This window comes from Mojavia sp. (genome assembly GCF_059505145.1).
Window position 1 is genome coordinate 1 of the sequence record NZ_JCACKA010000120.1, and the last position, 23,353, is coordinate 23,353.

General features: G+C 39.4%; 20 protein-coding genes and 1 pseudogene. 9 read left to right on the forward strand and 12 right to left on the reverse strand.

The features are described 5' to 3' along the window. Positions 1-283: hypothetical protein (locus tag AC5JL8_RS32735; RefSeq protein WP_495883858.1), on the reverse strand; the 283-nt coding region annotated here is incomplete at its 3' end. Between the two features lie 1,252 nt (positions 284-1,535). Between AC5JL8_RS32735 and AC5JL8_RS32740 the strand changes: the two genes are divergently transcribed. From AC5JL8_RS32740 to AC5JL8_RS32750, 3 genes are all read left to right on the forward strand, one after another. Continuing rightward, positions 1,536-2,960: a helix-turn-helix domain-containing protein gene (locus tag AC5JL8_RS32740; protein WP_495883859.1), complete on the forward strand. Its 1,425-nt coding sequence runs from the start codon at positions 1,536-1,538 to the stop codon at positions 2,958-2,960. 2 nt (positions 2,961-2,962) lie between these two features. After that, positions 2,963-4,822, forward strand: a complete 1,860-nt coding sequence (locus AC5JL8_RS32745) for a protein kinase domain-containing protein (RefSeq protein WP_495883860.1) — start codon at positions 2,963-2,965, stop codon at positions 4,820-4,822. A gap of 233 nt (positions 4,823-5,055) precedes the next feature. Next, positions 5,056-5,970, forward strand: coding sequence for a hypothetical protein (locus AC5JL8_RS32750; RefSeq protein ID WP_495883861.1), 915 nt, complete (start codon positions 5,056-5,058; stop codon positions 5,968-5,970). Here AC5JL8_RS32750 and AC5JL8_RS32755 read toward each other — a convergent pair. The 8 genes and pseudogenes from AC5JL8_RS32755 to AC5JL8_RS32790 all read right to left on the reverse strand — a co-directional run bounded on the left by AC5JL8_RS32755 (position 5,912) and on the right by AC5JL8_RS32790 (position 15,142). Continuing rightward, positions 5,912-8,425 carry a CHAT domain-containing protein gene (locus AC5JL8_RS32755; RefSeq protein ID WP_495883862.1) on the reverse strand — a complete coding sequence of 838 codons (2,514 nt, stop codon included), beginning with the start codon at positions 8,423-8,425 and terminating at the stop codon, positions 5,912-5,914. The genes AC5JL8_RS32750 and AC5JL8_RS32755 overlap by 59 nt on opposite strands. After that, the gene (locus tag AC5JL8_RS32760; protein ID WP_495883863.1) at positions 8,422-11,133 is read right to left on the reverse strand and encodes a two-partner secretion domain-containing protein; all 2,712 of its coding nucleotides are present in this window, start codon (positions 11,131-11,133) and stop codon (positions 8,422-8,424) included. The genes AC5JL8_RS32755 and AC5JL8_RS32760 overlap by 4 nt, the downstream gene beginning before the upstream one ends. Before the next feature lie 105 nt (positions 11,134-11,238). Continuing rightward, positions 11,239-11,862 (reverse strand): PAP/fibrillin family protein, encoded by a 624-nt coding sequence (locus tag AC5JL8_RS32765; RefSeq protein ID WP_495883864.1) that lies wholly within the window; start codon positions 11,860-11,862, stop codon positions 11,239-11,241. A gap of 518 nt (positions 11,863-12,380) precedes the next feature. Next, a pseudogene (locus tag AC5JL8_RS32770) lies at positions 12,381-12,530 on the reverse strand (DUF1579 family protein); the annotation flags it as partial. Between the two features lie 229 nt (positions 12,531-12,759). Next, positions 12,760-13,020 carry a hypothetical protein gene (locus AC5JL8_RS32775; protein WP_495883865.1) on the reverse strand — a complete coding sequence of 87 codons (261 nt, stop codon included), beginning with the start codon at positions 13,018-13,020 and terminating at the stop codon, positions 12,760-12,762. A gap of 368 nt (positions 13,021-13,388) precedes the next feature. Next, positions 13,389-13,907 carry a hypothetical protein gene (locus AC5JL8_RS32780; RefSeq protein ID WP_495883866.1) on the reverse strand — a complete coding sequence of 173 codons (519 nt, stop codon included), beginning with the start codon at positions 13,905-13,907 and terminating at the stop codon, positions 13,389-13,391. After that, a complete protein-coding gene (locus AC5JL8_RS32785; protein ID WP_495883867.1) occupies positions 13,891-14,259 on the reverse strand; it encodes a hypothetical protein in 369 nt (122 codons plus the stop codon). Before AC5JL8_RS32785 ends, AC5JL8_RS32780 begins: the two co-directional genes overlap by 17 nt. Before the next feature lie 607 nt (positions 14,260-14,866). Next, a complete protein-coding gene (locus tag AC5JL8_RS32790) occupies positions 14,867-15,142 on the reverse strand; it encodes a hypothetical protein (protein WP_495883868.1) in 276 nt (91 codons plus the stop codon). A gap of 251 nt (positions 15,143-15,393) precedes the next feature. Between AC5JL8_RS32790 and AC5JL8_RS32795 the strand changes: the two genes are divergently transcribed. From AC5JL8_RS32795 to AC5JL8_RS32810, 4 genes are all read left to right on the forward strand, one after another. After that, entirely contained in the window at positions 15,394-16,317 is a 924-nt protein-coding gene (locus AC5JL8_RS32795) for a hypothetical protein (protein ID WP_495883869.1), read from the forward strand. A gap of 100 nt (positions 16,318-16,417) precedes the next feature. Beyond that, positions 16,418-17,005, forward strand: a complete 588-nt coding sequence (locus AC5JL8_RS32800; protein WP_495883870.1) for an SDR family oxidoreductase — start codon at positions 16,418-16,420, stop codon at positions 17,003-17,005. 235 nt (positions 17,006-17,240) lie between these two features. Then, positions 17,241-18,320, forward strand: a complete 1,080-nt coding sequence (gene dinB / locus AC5JL8_RS32805) for a DNA polymerase IV (protein WP_495883871.1) — start codon at positions 17,241-17,243, stop codon at positions 18,318-18,320. Positions 18,321-18,402: 82 nt separating this feature from the next. Next, complete coding sequence (locus tag AC5JL8_RS32810) at positions 18,403-19,950, forward strand: FAD-binding domain-containing protein (RefSeq protein WP_495883872.1); 1,548 nt, start codon at positions 18,403-18,405, stop codon at positions 19,948-19,950. A 627-nt stretch (positions 19,951-20,577) separates the two neighbouring features. Here AC5JL8_RS32810 and AC5JL8_RS32815 read toward each other — a convergent pair. Both AC5JL8_RS32815 and AC5JL8_RS32820 read right to left on the reverse strand, forming a co-directional pair. Then, complete coding sequence (locus AC5JL8_RS32815; protein ID WP_495883873.1) at positions 20,578-20,766, reverse strand: hypothetical protein; 189 nt, start codon at positions 20,764-20,766, stop codon at positions 20,578-20,580. Positions 20,767-21,245: 479 nt separating this feature from the next. Beyond that, the gene (locus AC5JL8_RS32820) at positions 21,246-22,187 is read right to left on the reverse strand and encodes a tyrosine-type recombinase/integrase (protein WP_495883874.1); all 942 of its coding nucleotides are present in this window, start codon (positions 22,185-22,187) and stop codon (positions 21,246-21,248) included. A 185-nt stretch (positions 22,188-22,372) separates the two neighbouring features. On the opposite strand from AC5JL8_RS32820, the gene AC5JL8_RS32825 reads away from it, so the two are divergent. Together AC5JL8_RS32825 and AC5JL8_RS32830 are read left to right on the forward strand one after the other, a co-directional pair. Continuing rightward, positions 22,373-22,792, forward strand: a complete 420-nt coding sequence (locus tag AC5JL8_RS32825; protein ID WP_495883875.1) for a hypothetical protein — start codon at positions 22,373-22,375, stop codon at positions 22,790-22,792. An 8-nt stretch (positions 22,793-22,800) separates the two neighbouring features. Continuing rightward, on the forward strand, positions 22,801-23,028 hold the full coding sequence (locus AC5JL8_RS32830; protein WP_495883876.1) for a dihydrofolate reductase family protein: 228 nt from the start codon (positions 22,801-22,803) through the stop codon (positions 23,026-23,028). Between the two features lie 56 nt (positions 23,029-23,084). Here AC5JL8_RS32830 and AC5JL8_RS32835 read toward each other — a convergent pair. After that, positions 23,085-23,353, reverse strand: a 269-nt coding sequence (locus AC5JL8_RS32835; RefSeq protein ID WP_495883877.1) for a GNAT family N-acetyltransferase, incomplete at its 5' end; no start/stop codon positions are given.

Sequence of the window (23,353 nt, forward strand, 5' to 3'; positions counted from 1 at the left end):
CATTTTTGCGAGGAATTTTATCGGAGATAAACAGGTAATCGTAAACTGATTCTCCTTCAATGTGGAAGAAGTTGCGCTCGATCAAGGCAGGATGAATAGCGCTGCCCACCGCTAGCTCATGATACTCGACTGCGGTGAGATTATTGGGGTATTTCTGGGAGACTTCGCTTTGGGAAGGGGAAAGCGGCAATAGGGAAGGGGAGGAAGAATTTGCTAACTCTTCCCCTAACCTTTTCCCTTTAACCTTTTCCCTTTCCCCCGTTTTATTAGGGGGATGGCTCATTAGCTTTCGCCCCCTGTAGCAATTCGCTGCAACACTCTGGCTCTTTTCAAGACATTTTGAAAGCGAGTTTCCCCAAAAGAGCTAGTAAATATTCTTTTCCACTTGGATGAAGCATCAGAGTTCAGATGTACGGGCGGCACTGAAACAACCCCCTCAAGTCTACACCCGATAACCTCTTGTATTGGACATTGGTCGTTTTTCACGATTTTTTCCCCTGATTCTTGGTTTACAAGTCTCAGATGGGGTTATTCGCGCTGCTACTGCTTTTTGCTACGAAATTCAGAACTTTTATTAACCAAACTTAATTTTACACAAACTTTTGAATTTCGACAGCCAAAACATACCGCAAGAAATGGACATTTCGTGCGGCAACTCCTATAATAGAATTTGCAGCGCGGATTATACTCTCGGACAAATTAAGCGGTATACAGTCGCCAAACTATAAACACCACTTATTTGTTCCTTCGAGATCAACTACCCGCTCTGAGGTTATATGGAATTTAAGACCCGCACAAAGCGCTACTCCTTAGTGGCGCTTTGTGCGTTAAGTTTTGATATTTTGGTATATTCACCTCCATCTCTCCCTTCAATTAGCTTGATTTTACAGAAGTTCTGCTCTTGTTGTCTCTTACGAGAATTTGATTTTTGGCTAGGAATTGTTTCATCTTTTTAAAGAATTACTCTGAGGTTAGTTACACAGTGAATTAGGTGTAATCATTGAATTGAGATAAAGCAATGGCAGGTAATACCTGAAGGTATTCACTGATGACATTAGTCAATTTATTTCAGTTTTGATTAAAGCGTAATCGGGACAATGCATCTAGAGATGCAGTATTGCTACTTATTGAAGGTAACATTCAGAGCATATAACCTGTAAAAGCTTTTTAAAAGAGGAATATTGTAAACAATTATTGAGAAAGTGTAGATTTTGCTAAAATCTATAGAAAATTTGATTGTAATAAAATGTTAAGAGAGTATGGATTGAGAGTTGCAAAAATCGAATAATTGTGTATTTTAGCGTTGTATCTAGAATGATTACTTAATATTACAAATATATAGTGCAATATGTCATGCTAGACAAAATGCAGCACAACTTAGACGGGAGCTGCTTTCCATTAGATGTTCACTTTGGGTTTTTGTAAGTGTCTAGGAGGATTTTCTTGTAGAGTAAGCTAAGAGAGTAGCTTCTTGTACTTCACAGAATAACTCTAAGGATACATTTATTAAAAATTAATATAAAAGCTTACTAAGCATGAACTCATATAAAAACTTAGACTTAGACATAGATAAAATACTGGAAATTTTGGATGAGCGAGTGCTTCAGCATACCGGAAGGCATTTGCTGAAATCTGAAAGGGTTTTAATTAAAGGGTCTTGGTACGGGAGAGACTATAAGGAGATAGCAAGCAACTCTGGATACAACGCGGACTATTTGCATAGAGAAGTGGCTCGGCAATTATGGGCAATGCTTTCAGAAGTTATTGGTGATGGAGTTCCAGTAAAAAAAATATCTTTGAAAGCAGCTTTGCTTCGATTAGCAAAAAAGAATTATTTTAAGCTAGAAGCCTCCAAACTGGACAACGATTGTTTAGTGGGCAAGACGAGAATTTATGGAGAATTACCCAAAATAGAATCTTTTTATGGTAGAGAAAAGGATATTAGTAAATTAAAAAATCAAATTAATATTTTGAAGCGACGCTGCATAATTATAACTGGAGTTGGAGGAATTGGAAAAACCTCACTAGCAGCAAAATTAGTAGAAGAAATGCTGTTAGAAAATTCCAATTTGTATGAAACTGTAGTTTGGATAAAAATACATTCTTCTATTGACAATTTATTTACTAAATTAATCGACACTTTTAATTTAAAAATAGATAATGAATCTATTGAGGAGCAAACTTTTGAATTATTAAAATACTTCCAATCGCATCGTTTATTACTAGTAGTAGATGGATTTGAAAAGCTAGAGCATGTAGCTAATTTTGATAAGAGATTAGAGTATGAAAAACTATTTATTCAACTAGCAGAGGGAAAACATCAAAACTGTACAATTATAACAAGCCAATTACCTTTGGAAGAAGTTATTTATGCAACTAAAAATCTTCCAATTGACACTTTACGCCTTGAAGGTTTAGAGGAACGTGCAGCTATGCGAATGTTAAATGAAAAAGGGCTATGGGGAAAAGAATGTAAAGAGTTAATTAAAATGCATCGTGGAAACCCATCAGAGTTAGAAGAAGCGGCTGGCAGAATTCATCGGCTTTTCGGAGGAAGTGTAAAAACATTCTTTGATTACAGAACTACTGTGGTTGGGCAACTCCTTCAATCTATGCTACATCAGCAATTTGGACAGCCTGGACTTTTAAGTGATGTCCAAAGAGAAATAATGATTTATTTAGCAGAGTCAACTTCAGAAAGCTCACCTCCAATTCAATTTTCTAATATTATTGAAGCTTTGAAAAAAAAAATAGGTTCAGAAGTGTCAATTGCTGAAGCGATCAGATCAATAGAAATTTTAGAACAACGCTCTTTAGTTGAAACTTATAGAAAATCAGGCAAGCAAGAAGTTAGTTATAGTTTACAACCACTTATCAGAAAATATATCTTAGTTGATCCATTTAATTTGGTACGAAGAAAAACAAGTGTTTTACAAATAAGTAATCCCATCCAGGAGTAAATGTGGTTTACTGCATAAATCACCTTTGCACCCAGCGCCATAATCCTGATAGTGCCGAAAATTGTTTAGCTTGTGGGAATTCTTTGTTAATAAACGGTCGCATTCGTTTGCTGCGTCCGTTACGCTCTTTGGAAGAAGAATTGTATACTAACACAAATGTTTTTGAGGTTGAAGATGTTGGCACCAAGTCGCGTCCAGAGCCTCAAATAAGAGTAATGAAAGTATTAAAGTGGAGCGAACCTAAATTAGTGGAGCTAGTTCAGCGAGAAGCTAGAATTTTGCAACTGATTCAATATCCTGGAATTCCTGAATCGGCTAGGGATGATTACTTCACTTTTACACTGAAGGACACTATTCTAGAATTACATTGCTTAGTAATGCAAAAGGTTGAAGGAGAGAATTTACGGCAACGGTTAAAATCTTATGGGCGAATTTCTCAAAATGTGGCACTCGATTGGTTATCACAGTTAATTCATACTCTTGATATCGTACATAGATCCGGCTTCTTTCATAGAGACATCAAGCCAGAAAACATCATTCATAAGCCTGATGGTAAATTGGTGTTGATTGATTTTGGTGCAGCACGAGAGATTACCAGCACTTACTTAGCAAAAGTTAGTACCAATGGGGGAAGCAGTACAGGATTAGGTAGCGGATACGAAGTAACATCTGTGATCACGGCTTTTTTTACTCCACCTGAACAAATGAATGGTCAGGCAGTACCGCAATCAGATTTCTATGCTCTAGGCCGGACTTTTGTAAATTTAGTTACTAATATGTCATTGATGGATATACCAACAAACGAAAAAACAGGAAGACTAATCTGGAGAAAATATGCGCCGCAGATTGATAAACCTTTTGCTGATTTACTCGATGATTTGATGGCTTCCTCTCCAGGGCAGCGTCCGCAAAGTACTCAAGTAATTTTGCAACGTTTAGAGAAACTACCTCAGCAAATTAAAAATTATAGATTAGCTAATTCTAAAATATTTAAATTTAGTAAATATACATTAGTGGGTTTAGTATTTGCTGGGGGTGTTTTTCTATCTATACCTTTAGTAGCGAACTATTTAGTAGCTCAAGGACAAAAGCTAGAAGCAGCAAATGATTCTCAGGGGGCACAATATTTTTTTAACTTGGCTATAAAAATTAATCCTCAGAGTAATCGCACTATATCAAGTTTTTATTTTGAAAAAGCTGCTCGCAATACCAATACTCTTAAAGTAGCAAAAAGATATTATGAATTAGCAATTAGATATAATCATAGCGATGCAGATGCTTATAGTAATTTAGCTTATATATGTCAGCAATTAAACCAAGATGATTGTGCGATTAAAAATTATGAGAAGTCATTGCAATTAAAGCCTGATAGTTGGGAAGCGCGTTATGGATTAGCACTTTTCTATGATAATAGAGGTATATATGATTTAGCTCAAAATCAATATGAGTTAGCTATCCAAATGAGTAGAGAAGCAATACCAGCCATTAACAATTTATCAAGATTGAAGATTTTAGATGGCAAATATAACGCAGCAATAGCTTTAGCTCAAGAAGGCTTAAAAAAAACTCAAAACATAAAATTACAGTCTACTTTATACAAAAACTTGGGTTGGGCAAAATTAGAGTTAAAGCGTTACGCCGAGGCGAAAGCTGATTTGGAACAGTCAACAAAACTGGATGCTAGGACAGATGCTTACTGTTTACTAGCGCAAGCTCAAGAAGCATTAGGTAAAATTAATGACGCTAGGATGTCTTGGGAGATCTGTTTGACATTTGAGTCTAATCAGCAAGAGGTTCAACAGTGGCGATTGCAAATTTTAAAACGCTTGCTGGGAGATATTGTTCCCAAATCTTCACCCTAAGCCTTTTTTTGGCTCCCTGCTTCTTGTATACTACTAACTAGCAAATAGCTAGATAAGAAATTTTAATGCTAATCATATAAAACATGATAGGCACAATCAAAAGAAGGGTATTCAAAGTTCAAGTTATATTGATCGCATCAATATCAACACTAATTGTTTCAAGCTCGAGTAATGTATGGGGGCAATCTCAACTAATAGCTCTACGTCAGTGTGTTAAAGCTGATGGTAGGGTGATGAGTAAAGGAGATCGCTACTGGCCACCAGGTAGTCCGCTCTGTGCAGGAGATATGATCCACCCAGAGAATGGAGCCACGGTTAAAGTTGCTTGCTATTTAAATCGAAGATTTTTATATATTAATCAACATAACGTTTCCGATCCTGCAAACAAATGTGCGCGACCACAAGCCACTGAGTCAGAGCAATATCAGTGTACAAACCTCAAACCGCAGAATTGTCCTACTGATTTTAAAGGCCCAGGTGATGATACTGTACCAAAACCAAGACTGATTAGCCCTTATATTAGTGATGGCAGTATATTGACTACCCAACCATTGATATCTTGGCGTGCCGTTTCGGGGGCTACTAGTTACACAGTCAAGATAGAGGGCAATGATGTTAACTGGCAGATAAAAGTAAACAATACTGTACTACCATATCCAAAAGACCAACCCCAATTGAAATTTGGGAGTACTTATAGAATTACTGTGTTTGCGTACCAGGGGAACTCTATCATAAGTTACGCTCCTTTATTAATTAGCGTTTTACCAAAGAAAGAGCAATTAGAGATTGCGTCGCTAGTTAAACAAATTAACGAATTTAAAGTACCTCTAGATGAAGCTGCTGTTCGTGACTTAGATACTATATTCATGTCAAAAAATCTGGTGAATGAATCGATAGAGACTTTAAAGGCAAGAGTAGCAGCAAGAAGCCAAAACCCTGAAGTCTATCGAGTACTAGCAGATCGCTATTTAGAGGCGGGTCTACCTGATGAAGCTTTTGATAAATACACAACAGCAGAGAGGTTAGCTAAAAGTAATGGGAACTCAAAGGAATTATCAAAAGTGCAAGATGGTCTGAAGCTGTGGGAATTTATAACCAACTACCAACGAGCAAGAACGGGGCCCAGTAGTAATGATGAGCGTATTTAGGATTTTTTATTAATGTTAGTTGTGCAAGACGCAGCGCTTGTGCTTTGGGAGTACCATTTTTCAATTCTTTATAGAATTCTTCCATTAACAAAGCAGTAGAGTCTGCATCTACTAACCATAAAGTTGCGACAGTGCTACGCGCTCCTGCTTGTGCAGCCACTCCAGCAATTCCTAATGCTGACTTTCGATTGCCCTTTGCAGTTTGACAAGCACTTAAAACTAATAGCTCAATTGCATCTGCATCAGTTTGAATTTTACTTTTTAGTAACTTATCAAACTCTCTAATATTGATTACCTTCTCATAGGCTAGAAGTACTGTCTTCAGGGGGTCAGAACTAAACTGCCCATGAGTGCTGATATGAACGATTGGGAAAGTATTTTTACTTATTTCTTGCTCTAGACGGGAACTAGTAAACTTTTCATCTAGTAGTGTGAGGGAAGATTGTGTTTGACTTTGCACATCTTTTACCTCTTTTTTGGCTTGGTGTATTGGCCTGATGCCTTTAGGAGCGTTGCGATCTAACAAGCTGGGGCTGGGCTTAGATAAAGCAGCGATGAGAGCTGTGAACTGCTTTTTTGATAAAGGTTTGGGAGATCGAATTCTAGAGCCTAGAGTGACTGCAACGCTGTAATGCTCAATCAGATAGTTTTTTCCATCATATAATATGCCCATCGGTATGCTTTGGAAAGATTTATCTAAGATAAATACTAATGTTCCTGATGCGGGTAAATATGATGTTATTGGTGCGATTAAGTTTTCATAAAGTGCTTGAGAAGGTAAGAGAATTTGCTGCACATTAGTAAAAGCGAGTTTCTCATGTTGCAATTTGCGGAGAAGATCAGCAACATGATCTTTAACTAAGTTTGCTTCAACAGAGTGATGATGTAGAGATTTGTCTTGAGCCTGTAGAATTACCTCTACACTATCATCCAAATCAATGATATGAATTATTCCAGAAGCACGACTTAAATTTTGAATTTCATCGAGAGCAATCAGGTCAAGCTTGCCACATTTAAGAAAATTTTCTAACTGCGCTGTTTGTAAACGTTCGTTTGTCTGAATGACTTCTTTGAGATTAATATTAGAATTTTTCAAAAGTAACTTCATATAATTACGGTACACAGGTTCTACTTTTTCTTGAAAAAAGAACTGTATATCTGTATTACTTGACAAGATGCTATCACGAATTTGCGCTAGGTTGTCAATGGCGGACTTGTACATTGTAAGGGCTTTTGTAGCTTTTCCTTGCTTGTTGTACAAGTTTCCTAGCTGTTGTTGCCATTGGTAAGCAATATCTTCCGCTTGAATTGATTGGGCTAAACTTAAAGCTTCTAGAAAATATGCTTCTGATTTATCTGGTTGTAATTTACCTAAAGTGCCAAGACTATAAGACTTTATTCGTTGATTACTGGTACTTCTAGCTGTTTCCAAGGCTGAGTGCCCATATTCAATAGCTAATGAACTTAATGACTGATCTGGAATTTGACTTAAACTATTAGCAAAGTTGAGCTTTGCATAAACCGATTGAGTAGCTGATAATTGAGAAAATGTAGAAGAGTTTTTCAAAACTCTATTAATAGAAGGTTTAATTTGTTGTTGGATTTTATTGCGTACGTCAACTAATTGTTGATTACCTGAATCTAACTCTGCTGTTAACCACTTCTCAAAATCTAACAGTAAGCTTAAATGATGCAGTTGAGATTTCAATTGTGTGACTGGATAATTTGCTGACACCTGATTTACTTGCTGATAAACTTCAAGTGACTTAAACGCTTGTTCTTGAATCATCTCTACAATTTCATTTTTAAAGTCTGGTTCTTCTACTTCGTAATATTTGTTTCGTGTTTGCTGATAAATAGCTTCCTCAGTATTAGCTAACGACAGCAAAATTTCATTAGTATTAACAAAGGGGATTTGTTGAGCGATTGAGAACGTCTTTTCCAAAACGCCCTTTGATTCATCTTGTTTACCAATTAAGCGCAATATATCTCCGAAATTGTGCCATGCAAATAGATCTACTGGCAAATGTTTTTGCTTATCAATCGCTGCTGTTAGTAACTTTGTTAAAGATTCAGTAGAATGCTGTGGTAATATAACACAAATTTTAGTATCTTTATTTAGCCTTAAAGCTTCTACAAGTGCGCTACAAGCCAAACGATTCAAACCTAAACTTTGTAGAGCAAGGTTTTGGTTAATTAAGCTACCAGTAACACCCTCTTCATAATTAAGTTGGCGATAAAGTTGTGTGGCTTGTTTCCAAGTTTCAAGTGCTTCCGTTGCCTGACCTTGATTTAATTGCTGTTGACCTTTTTTAGTCAGTAGGCGTGCCAAGTTCCGTTTTTGTGCTTTTTTATTTACAGATTGAGCTTTGATGATAGATGGTTTGCTGACAACTGTAACCAGCCCTAGAATACTTGAGAATATATACTTAAACCAATCTCGGCGTTTGATCATTGCTGTTTGTTGTTTCTAGTAATATTTATTGATGCATTTGTTTCCTCAGAACACAAACTAGCAGACAATGGAGCATAGGATATCCCTGAATTAGCTTCTGCCGTTAAAATGATATTTCCATAAGAATCTTTTATCCAACCTTGTGCTTCTATATGCTGGATTGGTTCTTTAGTTATTAATTTTGGTTCTTCTAAATTATTAATAGTTTGATCTAAAGGGAAGTTGTCTTGCCAAGTTGGTTTAATAGGTGGAACATCCGTAGGGCTGAGTGGCAATCTGTCAACACCAGTTATGATAAGTTCAGTTTCCTCGAAACCTGAATGCTCGTGGCAGTTCGACGTTATTTCAGGACTTGCATGAATTGCTTCTGGTGCTGCTTTAATGGCGTGAGAATCAAGGGGAAAACCGTTGATTTTAACTTGACCATTAAGTCCAAATTGTGAACTGGACTGAACTAAGCTATTGCGAGAAAAAAAGAATCCATCACGAACATTTATTTGGATATTTCCGCCGCTTCCTTCAAAAGCGTTGGCTGTAATAACGCTATTTCCCAAGCTAAATAAAATATCTGTATCAAGGGTAATGTTTCCACCATCTCCATTGGAGCCTTGTTGTCCAGCAGTTGCAGAGATGATGCCATTATTTAATAGAACAAATTTTGAGTTGATATCAATATCGCCTCCCTGACCGACAGCAGTAGTTGCTGTTATACCTCCGTTGTTCGTAATGTTGACCGTGTTGGCATTAATATATACTGTTCCTGCATTGCCAGAGCCGTCATTTTTAACGTTAATAAAAGCACCGTCTGCAACATTTAAATTGTTAGTATTAATTATTATCTCTCCAGAATCTCCTTTAGGTATTGGAGGTAATCGGTATAATTTTTGAAAATTTTCATTAAAAATAATAACTGATGCATTTATAAGGCTGGGATAAGTATAACCTAGTACCGTACCTATCAAATTTATAGAATCAGAAGCGTTAATGATGAGGCTTTCAGCTTTACCACTCGCTCTAGTAGAATTGTTAATTACTCCACCGTCTCTAAGCGTTAATTTTTTTGTATTAACTGTTAACTTACCACTATTACCAGTACTATAAGTAGCGCTTATTAAGGAGCTTGGAGTAAAGACATTAGGTACTACTCCAACAAGCTCTATAGAATTATTAGCGCTTACAGTTACATTTCCTCCATAACCATCTCCAAGAGTTAAAGAACCGATAATTCCTCCATCTTTTGCGGTTAGATATTCTGTTTTTAATACTAAATTTCCTGCTTTTCCTGATCCAGAAGCTCTAGTAAGAACAGTACTAGAAAGTGGTTGAGAAAATTGCAAACCCTCTTGTAGGTATCCTAATACTTGAGTAGATTCAGAAGTATTCACAATCAGATCACCACCTCTACCAGTACCAAAACTAGAAGTTAAAATTTCCCCTCCAGTTTGTACAATCAAATTTTTAGTTGATACTGTAAGATTGCCGCCATCTCCAGAGCTAAAAGCTCCAGTAACAATATTGCTAGGTAGCTGAACAACGGAAGAAGAACCTCCAGCTATGTTAATGGATTCGGAAGTGTTGACAGTAAGATTACCTCCCTTCCCAAAACCGTAAGTTTTAGCAACTATTGCTGCTCCATCCTGAAGAATTAGATTTCTAGTTGAAATTTCAATTCTTCCTCCATCCCCTGCTAAAGTTTCATTAATAAAACTAGTAGGAATTACTCCATTTGGAGAAGTCCCTCTAAGTCTCAAGTATTCAGAGGCATTTACGATAATGTCGCCTGATAATTTATTACCTTGGTTCTGAATTAAAAATATTGAGCCACCTGCAAGCTCCACCTCAGCACCTTGTGCTTGAATAAAGCCACCATTAAAACCACTGGTATCTGCTATTGACTGTTGAAGTAGTTGAATACTTTTGAAGCTTAACGCTTTTTCATAATTTAAAATCCAACCATTAGTAGCTGGATAGAGGTCTACTATCCCTTCATTAACACTACCTAGTTCAATCCTACCTCCACTTGCTTCAAGCTTTCCTCCGTCTAAAACTACGTTGCCACCAACTAATGCTAAAGTCTTTCCTGGGTTGACTCGCAAGCTATTTGAGCTAAGATTTCTAATAATCGCTGAAAATGGATTATTGAGAGTCAGATTGTGCCCTGTGCCTTGCACTTGAATTGTACCTGGATTTCCATCAAATCCTAAACCAAGAGGTGCGCTTATTGTTAGTAAAGGCTTAGTTTGCGGAGTTTTCGCATTAAATTCGTTACCATCAGCAAAGTTGATCCTGCTAGCAGTAGTAGCTAAGAAAGAGCCATTGATATTTAGACTGGCATTGGGGCCAAAAAGAATCCCATTAGGGTTAATCAGAAATAAGTTAGTGTTACCGTTAGCTTTGATTAAACCATCAATATTTGAAATGGATGACCCAGTTACTCGACTAATAATATTTTGAACATTTAATGCATTATTAAAGTACGCAGTGCTATTTGTAGATATAGAAAATTGCTCGAAGCTGTGAAATAAGTTGCCTCCCGCTTGCATTCCTCCAGTAATATTGCTAGTATCGCCTTGTAGATTGACTATAGAATTAACAGGTAATGTGTTATCTGGGACAATCTGTGCAATTGCCGTTGAAGATAGTAACACATAAGACATAAAAGCTAAATGCTGAGAAAAAACAAAAAAAATATTTAAAAAATCTTTCATCTTAGTACTCAATTAACCTTTGAACTAAGTCCAGTAAAAAAGACTTCTTTGTTGTAATTAAGTTGGTGATGTCACATTCCGACAGGAGATAAATAAATTTTAATTTTAGGGTGTTACATCCCGACGAAATACAAATAAATTGCCTGTAGTGCCTCGTCCTATCCTTATTTCTTGATCTAAGTAGGAAGTTATCCACAAAGCTTCCTTTTGTAGGAATTCTAATACTGGTATTTTCAACTCAGGCAAACTCAAATCAGACAGACCAAAGGGTTTTATTACTTGTATGGAAAATAAGTCAAAAGACACTGTGGCTGTTTTCTCATCTGCGCCACACTTCCAATGTCCATCAGCCCGTAATTGCCACTCACCCAAAACAGGTAATTCAAGTTTAGCCTCGTTGGAGGCAGAAATTGTTTCAATATGGCTTGCAACTAATCTTTGCCACACACGTTTAATTTTAATTACTCCCAAAAAATCTGGAGTTGATGCGATTTGGCGTGTAACCACCGTTCCGTTAGAGGCGTAAACTAGTTGCCAATTACCGAATAAAGAACCAAAATATTGAGGTTGGAGTGGGCGTGGAATGGGATTGATGCGCTCTAACTGTCGCACAAGTCTATCAACATGCTCGTCAGAGGTTGGAAAGAGGCTTTGCTGCATTCCTAGTATCTCTATGTGTTGCAAAAGCTCAGTTTTTAAGGCAAATCTTGCCGCGTCATCATCTACCATATCTTAACTCGTTTTAATGCGTGTCTAACTTGCTGCCAGCAGCAATTACTAGTAATCAATAATGCTTGAACCTTATCAAAACTCAAGTTTATAAAACACAAACAAACACATAAATAAAATTATCCTTGGATAAAGAAACATATAGTGTCCTAAATCATTCGTGAACATCTCTGTTTACTCTCTCGATGACCTTTGCATTCCTGTAGTTGGTTAAAAAATAAATTTTCACAATTCAGATAGGATTGCTATAGATAACTTCTTTGTTGTTGCTATTCCTGTATTTGTCATTTGCCAAATAATTTCAGCGCAATCTCTAATAGTACCTTATAGGACAATTCCGATAAGTATACAGCAATAACCAACATATTCAATACTCTCGCAGGTAGGAAAAATATTGTTGTAAGGTTTGTTAGCTTGATAACAAGCATTTTAGCTTTTACAAGCTGGGCGACTTTTCAAACACCCTCTTACACTTGTCGATACTCCCAGATATGAATCCTTACAAAAATGATTTTATATTATAACTTCCAGAAGGCGATCGCCCAGGCTACATCATAGCCGAGGGCCATTAGCGTCGTTTTAACGCAGCCGTCCGGCATCTCGCCCTGGTCTTTAGCGAGAACCCACAGCCCACCGAATGATCGCACGTTCTCGATTCCTGTCGTTTTTTCAGAGGGTCGAGGCTATAGCTACTAGAGGCATTTCTATACAAGAATAAAAGTTACTACACAAATTTCTAATCCCTGCAAATTTTTCAAATAAATATATAACTAACGGCAATAAAATACTGAGAATAGTTCAGGTTATCTAAGGCTTGAAGTATTTGTGTATGACAACTATTGCCACTCAGACAAAAGCACGGCTAGCTGTTGCAACTATCGATAGGGAGAATACTAATCAATCACAAAAATTATCCACTCTGATGTCTCGCCAGATGTCAGAAACCTGCCAGCCAGAGTTGCCAATAGATTGAACTGGAGGATTATCAATTAATGGGATATAGTTAGGTTCTATTGGCTCTGGAGTGATTACTGGTTTCTCATCAACCATAGGTGCTGAAAAATTAACGCTATCAGTTTGAAGAAGTTCATCCTCAGCTTGTTCCATTTCCTTCATCTTCCTCAGGGTGAGTTTTTCAGATTTTTTGATGATTTTCATATGCATAAAAGTTAAAAAACAGGTGATGAAAAATTAAGCAATTACGCTGATGCTTTTGAGGCCAAGAGTCCGTCATGAAATGAAGTTGCCTGACTCCCCAGCGATCGCTTTTTCAGGGCGGAAAGCCCCTCAAAGACACGCTTTATCGTCCTAGAGAGTTGCAACTTTATTACTGAACAGATGCTAATATAACCTTTCCACAAGCTTTAGAGAGGTTTATAAAAAGCTATGGTGGACTTGAATAACAAAAACTGCACAGAATAAACAAGATACAGTAAATCGAGCAAAAATTCGAGTACTTCATTCAAGAAAAAAATTGATAAATGAAGTACATCTGAGGATTTAACCTCTTAGATGTCAGTAAGATTTCAGAAATTTTGACACGCTAACTGCAAGCGAAGCTCTGTCAACTCATTCCCCACAATCAGAAAATGCACTCGATACTCTTCTCGGTAAACTATCGAGCCATTTTGGTGTAATTCTAACTTGGTACTCTTTTGCTCAAGATATTTGGCATCAGCCATGAGAGTTTCTAAAACTCTTGTTTGTAACAAGTGTGCGTTCCAGATAACGATTACACTTTGCTTCCTTCTGTAAAGCCCATATTCGATTTGATGAAGATAACGCACATTTGTATAAGTTTGGCGACGTAAGGGGAAACCTCTTAAAGCGTTTGCTATTTTAAAATAAAGGGATTTACACTCGGAGAAATAAAATTTGGGATAATCTACAACTACATCTGCGACATCAATGAAGAGAAAGTGTTCATGATGTTGGCAATAAGCTTTAAGAGTTTCGGATTGTTCTGGTGAGGTGGGAATAATGTAGTTAAAGACATCTATCGGTAGTAAATCATGAGATAAAATATCTTTAAAAGTCGCTTTCATCAATTTCTACTTCCAATTTTTGAGAGAGATTATGTAAAGCTTCAGCAATATTTTGCAATGCGTCTTCATAGATGCCGCCGATGGCATTCTCATCAGACACGCTAATCTCAGTCAGTTTTAAAGCGTATTCAATTAGTTTGTCTGGGGTCAAAGTGTATTCTTGGACTGCGTTGAGCTTGAGGATAAACTTGAGGTGGGATAAGAATCTAGCACGTATAGCATCATCCCTTTCTCCAAGTCCTAAGTTTCCGAATTCGTCAGAGTATTTGCCATCAGGAAACTCGATAGATTCACCTTCTGGAGAATCACCCTGGTTTGCTTTAAGAAAATCGGTTATCGTTTGGTTAAGCATAGGCATAACACCAAGAGCTTTTGTAGCAACCCTAAACTGAAATCAGTAGGATAGAACAAATATACTACTAAGGTGTAACTCTTGAGTAAAACTTTGCTAGAAATTAGCAAAATATTGGCTCATATCCCTAAAATAAGCAGCAAATAACCCAATTTCAGTAAAAGGCAGAATTGATAAAATACTTATATCTGCATTTGTACTCAGTGCAGCGATCGCTCCATTGGCACACAGAATTTCACAGCGAAGCGATTGCGCGTGCCTCTGGCAGAGGAGCTACGCTAACGCGGAAGCCTGTCCCGCAGGGACTCAGCGAGTGCTATTCGGCAATCGCTCTTGAGTCCAATTTTAGCCGTACCTTTACCCCACGGTACTAAATACTAAGTCTTAAAATATCTCCTTACATTTTTGCAGCTATAACTGCTGGGGGTTTGGCTATACAATAATAAAAACTGACTACAAAATTTTATAATTTCAGTAAATATTTCAGCCAGATATGTATTGCAATTAACTACTGGAAGAGTTCAGGCTCCCCAACACATCAAGTACTTATGTGCGACAACTATTGCAACTCAGACAAAAGCACGGCGAGTTGTTGCAACCGATAATATCAATCACACAAACCATCAACACGTAACTCACGCCAGATATCAGAAGCTTGCCAACCGCCAGAGTTAGCAACAGATTTGATTGTGGGATATTCAAGCACCGGAGCGTAGCTAGTGAAATATTCTGGGGCAAGGCTTTCTACATCTACATCTGGCTGCTGCTCAATAACAGGTTCGGAAGTAATGGCGGTATCAACTGGAGAAACTTCCTCTGATGCTGGCTGCGTAGCAAGTGATTTCTTGAGAGTTAGTATTTCAGATTTTTTGATCGGTTTCATGTCTTGATAATGATTTTGGGTCAGGGAGACAAATGTAACATTAAATCGAAACCAGGTTGATGCCCCATTGTTAAAGATAATGTAATTTGTTCGGGCAGTTAAATAAAGCAATTGACGCTAAATGCAAAGATATAAGAAGTGAATAAAAACCCCAACCACAGTAAAGGGATGGGGAATAGGTAAAATAAGATTATTACCATGATCATACAACTAAATACCTGTTCAACCACCTTCACACAGGAGGTGGGGCAATGAACAAACCTCCCTCTCGCAAGAAGGTCACTCCTACTGCTTCTAGCAAACCAAAGCCAGCAGTGAAGCCACCGCTAGACCAGCAGGTGCAGGACAATCCAGGCTCAGTTACTGTTGATGTGGCAGCGCTTGAAGTTCCAGAGTTGACTTCTGAGGAGCAGCGCGATCGCCTGCATTTGGAGCGCAAGGTAGAACACGCTTTTTATGAAGCGGGGAAGGCACTCATGGAGTTGCGCGATCGCAGGCTGTACCGTTCCACGCATAAAACATTTGAGGAGTATTGCCGGGATCGCTTTGGTTATAGCCGCCGCCAGCCTTATCTTTTAATGGATGCGGCAGTAGTGTTTGAGAATTTAAAAGAAAAATGTGATCCATTGGATCACATTTTGCCTACGTCGGAACGACAAGTGCGGCCGATGATTCAACTCGAACCCCAAGAGCAGCAGGAAGTTTGGCAACAAGCAGTAGAAGTTGCTGGCAATAAAATTCCCTCTGGTCGCATAGTCCAAGATATTGTGGACAGAATTCGTGAGCGTACTCCTATCCCGAATCCCTACAGAGTTGGTGAAATCTGCATTCTCGTACCCAAAGATAACCCAGACTTGAGAGGCAAAGGTGGTTTTTGGGGCGTGGTCACTCACGTTGGTGAATACAGTTGCACACTCCAGACTTGGGATGGCGACTATACAGTAAAAATCGAACACCTGAAATCACTGGAACTGCTGGATGAGGATTGCCTCTTTATGGAGCAGTTATGTATGCGATTGCGGCAGTTGAATGCAGTGGCCAGCCGTGACCCGTCAGTAGATTGGCTGTTGCAGGGGTTGGGCAAACAAGCCAAACCTTATTTATCTTCGTTGCAGGCGAAGCTACTGGCGGCGGTGGAGAAGGAGTATAAGATTGAGTGGAAGCAGAAGAGGTGATAATGCGGCAAACATTCACTGAATTTAATGCAACAAATAATTTGTGTCTTCAAGACCATGCATAAAGTAAATTCGTCATAACTTCTTAAATAGCAAAAATATGACCAAACTCATCTTGATTACGGGCGTAAGCAAAGGTCTAGGTTACGCTATGACTGAAGGTTTTATTAAACAAGGGCATACTGTGATTGGTTGCGCTCGTTCATCAGAGGCGATTGAAAAACTACGCCAAAAGTTTAGTGCGCCCAATGATTTTACAATTGTAGATGTAGCAAATGAACCACAAGTAGAAAAATGGGCAAACCATGTACTGGGCAAATATGAACCACCAGATATAGTCATTAACAATGCGGCAATAACAAATTACCCAGCACCTTTGTGGCAAGTACCTTCAAACGAGTTTTCCCAGTTGATTGATATCAACATTAAAGGAGTAGTAAATATAATTCGTCACTTTGTACCAGCAATGGTGAAAAAGCAAAGAGGTATTATTGTTAACTTCAGTTCTGGCTGGGGACGTTCTACTTCACCCGAAGTTGCTCCATACTGCGCTTCCAAGTGGGCAATAGAAGGATTAACTCGTTCTTTGGCACAAGAATTGCCGGCGTTGTATGGCAGCAATTCCTCTCAATCCAGGGATTATTCATACAGATATGCTTTCTATTTGCTTTGGAGAATCAGCTGCTAATTATACATCTGCGTTTAATTGGGCATTGAAAGCTGTTCCATTTATTCTGAAGCTAAAACCTAAAGATAACGGTATTCCCCTAACTGTTCCTGGATAAAGGTTAGCACTGGAAAACTCAAATAACAGTGCAGATGTACTATAGTGGTTAGAGATTTCTCAAATAAAAAACGAATCACCAATTTTTCTAATAGACTTGTCGCAAGTATAAATGTGTAATGCCTCAACAACTAAACAGATGCGGAAGATTATCCATGTGGATATGGATGCTTTTTACGCATCGGTAGAACAGCGGGACAATCCGCAATACCGAGGTAAACCATTAGTTGTTGGTGGCAGTCCAAATCAAAGGGGTGTGGTAGCAGCAGCCAGCTATGAAGCAAGAAAATTCGGTATCCACTCAGCCATGCCATCAGTAAGTGCGCTCGCTCGTTGTCCCTCCCTTATTTTCGTGCGACCGAGATTTGATGTCTACCGAGAAGTTTCTGCCCAAATCCACGTAATATTCAAACGCTACACCGATTTAGTTGAAGGGGTAGCTTTGGATGAAGCATACTTGGATGTGACCGAGAATAAACAAAACATCCCCTATGCGTCCACCATCGCCAGACACATCAAAGCAGAAATTCTAGAACAAACAAAGTTAACAGCAACGGCAGGCGTGTCAATTAATAAGTTTCTGGCAAAGATGGCATCAGGACAGAACAAGCCGAATGGACTAACGGTAATTCTACCCCAGGATGCTAAAGCTTTTGTGGAAGGGTTAGCGATTGAGAAATTTCATGGAATCGGGGAAGTAACAGCAGCGAAAATGCACTCGCTCGGCATTCATACTGGTGCAGATTTGAAAGCGCGCTCGCTTGCTGAGTTAACACAAAATTTTGGGAAGGTGGGGCATCATTACTATAAGATAGCTCTAGCAGAAGATGATCGTGCAGTTGAGCCGAACAGAGTCCGCAAGTCGGTTGGTGCAGAAACATCATTTGCGGTAAATTTAAGTGATCGCGCTCAAATGCTACACGAACTCGAACAAATTGCTTCTTTTGTCCAACAACGGCTTGAACAGAACTCCACAAGGGGACGCACGTTAACTCTAAAAATCAAGTTTTCTGATTACCAGCAAATCACGCGCAGTAAGACTCTACCTAATTACACCCGTGATTTAGAAACTATCATTACAACAGCGACAGCACTGTTTAAAACAGTTGAGTTAGAAAATCGCAGCATCAGATTGTTAGGGATTGCATTGTCTAATCTGGAAAACGCGAAACAAACACAAGTGATTCAATTGCCACTGTTTGAAGGCAGTGGTGAATGAGTTGTAACCAATCTAATAATTACTAGAGTAGAAAAACTCGCAGCCATTTGGTACAAATGTATTGTAGGCTGAAAGTTGAATTATGCAGCTTCTGTGGTTTCGGCGAGATTTGCGGCTAACTGATAATGAGATTGTGACATTGGCAAGCGCTGACGGTGCAGCAGTTTTACCATTGTTCATTATTGATCCTTGGTTTTATACCTGGGCAGATGTGGGAAAGGGGAGAGTCAGGTTTTTGTTTGAGTCTTTGTCCAACCTTGACTATAATCTGCACAAATTAGGAAGTAAATTGTACTTATTTGAAGGCAATTCCACAGATATTTTGCAAGAGTTGACTAGACAATTAATAGACTGTGGGTATAGACCAAAGCTTTGGTTTAACCGAGATGTGCAGGTAGAGTATGGAATTAGTCGAGACAAAAATGTCATCGATTTCTACAAAGAATTAAAACTTGATTACCACGTTGGGTTAAACAACTTTCTACAATTGGCAGAAAAGCGTGATGAGTGGTTTGAGCAATATTATAGTTACCAAAGACAACCCCAATATCAAACACCTCAAATTATCAATACACCGAATTTCAACGTCAACGTACCGCAGTTAACATTTGAAGAACTGAAACAGAAGTACTCTCATTTTTGGGCAGTAGAGAAAGTTTACTTTCCAGGAGGAGAAACGCAAGCAATCTCTACATTAGACTCATTCTTGAAGAGTAGATATCAAGGATATCACTGGAAGCTATCACGTCCAATGTTGTCACAGATGGGTGCAACATCACATTTATCTCCGCATCTGACTTTTGGAACTATTTCTGTTCGCAGTGTTTATCAAAAAACTAAAGCCTTAGCAGAAGAACTGAAAAATCAACCCAAGGCAGACTTTTCATTAAAAGCATTCCGGGAGCGTTTGCGTTGGCATGATAGTTTCACTCAAAGGCTGTATTTTCATCCTGAGATAGCCTACAGCAATCGCTACAGGGAGTTTGACCAGATATATACACCAGAACCGCTATCACCAGCTAAACAAAAATTATTTCAGGCGTGGCAACAGGGAATGACAGGTTTTCCACTGATTGATGCAAGTATGCGCCAACTAAAAACGATGGGCTGGATGAACTTCCGTATGAGGGCAATGTGTGCCACATTCTTGACAATTAACTGTGGAATTTCATGGCACCACGGGGCTAAACATTATATGAATTATTTAGTAGACGGTGATTTAGCGATTGATAATTGGCAATGGCAAATGCAAGCAGGTGTAACCAATCCATTAAGCGATACTTTTAGAATATATAACCCCAACAAAAATATTGCAGAAAAAGACCCAGATGGAAGTTTTATTTATCATTGGATATCGGAACTAAAGGGATACACCTTACCAGACATTCTTACTGAAAAATACATTCTTCATAGTTCTTATCCACAACGGGTTTTAGATTGGTCAAAGACACGGAAGATAAATGGAAAAATTGTTTCTGATTTACGCAAGCAAACCAAACAGCGATTAATAAACCAAGGAGGAGATGAATATGAAAGTGCTGTGGTTGCCAAAGAAACTGTAGATAAATACTGGCAACATAAAGATAAGGAGTACCAACAATATCAGCATAAGCTTACCCAGACAGAATAAAAGCGATGGCTACGCCAACCTCTGGCGGGGAAGAACGCACCAGCCACTCCTAATTGAGTACAATTCTTCAGTAGAACCGAAGCAAAGCCCAGAGAAAGTAATTGAGTACTAGTTCATCCACCCCACCCAGCCGAAAACTAAAGATTACGATCCTGACAGTAGGTTCGGTGGGCGATGTGTAACCATACTGCGCTTTAGCCATTGGCTTGAAACGTGCGGGGCATAGTGTAACAGTGGCAGCAAACGAAAACTTTGAACCATTTGTGAGGCAGTTCGGTTTGGAGTTTGCAGCGCTCGCCGGGTTATCTTTTTCAACGAATTATGGAACCAGAGCATTAACTCTGAAACTACCAAATGGCTCAAGTTAAAATTGATACGTTTGTTTGTATTAATGACCAGATTCTAATCGTCTTCTACACCCCCGGACAATGTTGGCAATTTCGCGTGATTAGCCGCAGTCTTAGCGTATTTGGGGAGCAAAAATTGTACTATAGCGCAGAAGCGGCACGGAGGACTGGGCTGGAGTGGCTCAGGGATGAAGGGTGATGAGTGCGATCGCCTCAAGAATTATTTCTGATTAACTACACCAAGATAGCCTGTAGAGCAGCGTTAGCAGTGCGTTGGTGTTCATGAGAGCCGCGTCATTCCAGTAGTAGAATCAACCGCGATCAAGTAGGGCGATCGCGCTGATTGTGGGTTTTGGCTTGGCGCAGCAAGTGTAGAGAAAAAAGTTGCCCAATCGTCAAAACCATAGACATAGCCTTGGTTGTAGACATTGCGAATATTTTGATAAGTAATCCACAGTGATCTAAGCAAAACACCCACTCTCACGCAGGTAAGGCGATCGCTTAATTATAGGTTTCGACCTAGTGCAGCAAGTGTAGGGAAAAAAGTGTCCCAATCGTCAAAACCAATGGCTAGCCTTGTTTGTAGACATTGCGAATATTTTGATAAGTAATCCACAGTCATATCAGCAAAATACCCACACTCACTCAGGTCTAGCTTATGCTTGACTATCGGTTTCGACCCCGGACTGAGTGTAGGCAGATGGGTGTTGGGTTAAAAGGTGCTTTCGTGCTTTGCCCCAGATTGACCGAAGAGGCGGAGGGGCGCTTTGCTGGGAGCAGGGGGAGCAATAGAAAGTCCCGAAGCCGTGTGAAGCGGAGCGGAACATGGGTATCAAGCCCTGCCCTTCCAGGGCGCTCTTACTGGGGCGAAGTACAAGCTACGTCTGGTGTTTTCCCCCTTGCCCCCTGCTAAGAGCTCCCCTGCCTCTTTTGACAAAGTTTCAAACCTTAATAATAGGTATTAGAGGAGAAAGAGCGAATGCTGGCTTGAGGTGCGATTCGATGCTTATACCGTGCAGTGATAGCAGAATTTGAAAGTCCCGCTAAAGTCTGTACAGTTGAGATATCAACACCAGCATTTAACAAATCGCAAATGAATGTACGCCGGAGAGCGTGAGGCGAGAATGGTTCTATACCAGCAAGTTCACCCCGCTTGTGTAAAATGAATAACACTGCTTGGGGTGTGAGCCGTTGGTGAACTACACGCCCAGACTTGTTAACTTGACATAGTAACGGGCCATCTCTGGCAGTTCTGATGTCAATCCAATCATTAACTATGGCGATCGCACTCTTAGATAAATAAACAGTCCGGTCAACTCTTGGGTGAGCAGAGCGAATTTTGATTTCTCCATCAGGATGAAAATCTTTTTTATCCAGCCCAACCACCTCAGCCCGTCGCAGTCCAGCACCGCGAAGGAGAGCGATGAGTGCAGCATCTCTAAAACCTGCTGGGGTGAGATCGCTAAAACAAGTGTGCATCAAAACATCAATCTCATCCCGACTCAGCACCCGTCCGCTCCCTTGTTTTGACACTTTCACACTCTTGATGTCAACAGCACGGGCATAATCAATCGCTTTGATCAACCCGAAGCGTAGAGCTTCCCTCAAAACTCCTCTTAAGGCGCATAGTATCCGGTTAACTGTGGCTGGCTCGTAATTTTTGATGAGTGCGGCGCGAACAGCATTGGTGTGTTTGTAGCGCAATCCTGACCAATCCAAAGTCAGATAGTCAGCTTGATTATGGGTGAGCAATTGAGCAATCAGGTTGAGCGAGTGCTTCATTGTCGGTTGTGAACCCGGACTTAGTTTCGAGAGATAAACAATTGCTGGATGTTGGGTCAAACGTGGCGAAATCGTCAAAACCAATGGTGTAAAAGAGTTGGTAGACATTGCGGATCATAATCTTCTCAAAAATTATATTCTGCACAGTTATATTTTGATAAGTAATCCACAGCCATATAAGCAAAACACACAGCCTCACTTAGGTCTAGCTGACGCTTCATTATCAGTTTCGACCCCGGACTGAGTGTAGACAGATGGGTGTTGAGTTGAAGATGGCGAAATCTTCAAAACCAATGACTAAGCTAGTCATTGATAGTTCTCCAGCAGATTTGCGCTCGCAAGTTAAGTTAATACGCCTGGCTCCTCAAAAAATAGAAGGGCAGTGGTTGCTAGGGCAAACAAACCAAGAAACTCCTGAAATTAACCAAAAACAACTGAAAGTAGCTCTAGACAGAGTTTTCCATTCCCAACAGCATACTAGGGCAGTAGTTATTGTTTATCAAGGTCAGATTGTTGCCGAACGCTACGCACCTGGTTTTTCCGCTCAAATGCCTTTACCTGGGTGGTCGATGACCAAGAGCGTAATTAATGCACTGGTGGGAATTCTGGTGAAGGAGGGTAAACTATCGCTTTCCGATAAAAATCTGATGCCAGTATGCTCTCTAGCCCAGATGAGAATGTTGAACTTGTTAGGGAAAATGCTGTTGAGTTAGTCACAAGTTTGAAGAACGAAACTCTTAAAGGCATTTGGCTGTGTGGTGGGGGGGATTTAGCCACAACGCTTTTTGCTCACAAATTAATTGATCGGTTAATCCTGAAAGTCAACCCATTTTTGATGGGTTCAGGCATCCCACTGTTTTCTGGAGTAATAGGGCAAACTGCTTTAGAACTTGTCAACAGCAATATCTATGAAAACTCAGTTGTGCTACTCGATTACAGGGTGAAGTAATTAAGTAAGTTATTGAGCCTCGATAGTTCTGTTCAGCCAGTAAAACTCCAGTAGCCTCAGCCTTCAATAACCTGTCGCTGCATCACATAACGCCGATGAACTTTGTTTCCAAATTGTTGAGGTGGTGCTATGCGTACCACTTCAAAACCCAACTTCTGCCAAAAAGCAAATCCCAACTGATTTTCTTCCAGAACAGCTAAAAATACGAATTGGGCTTCTTGTTGAGCCAGCCATTTTTCGTATGCTTTGTAAAATTGAGAGCCATTACCCTTGGCTCTGTATTCTGGAGCCAACATCATTAACCCTATCCACCAACTTTTCTCAT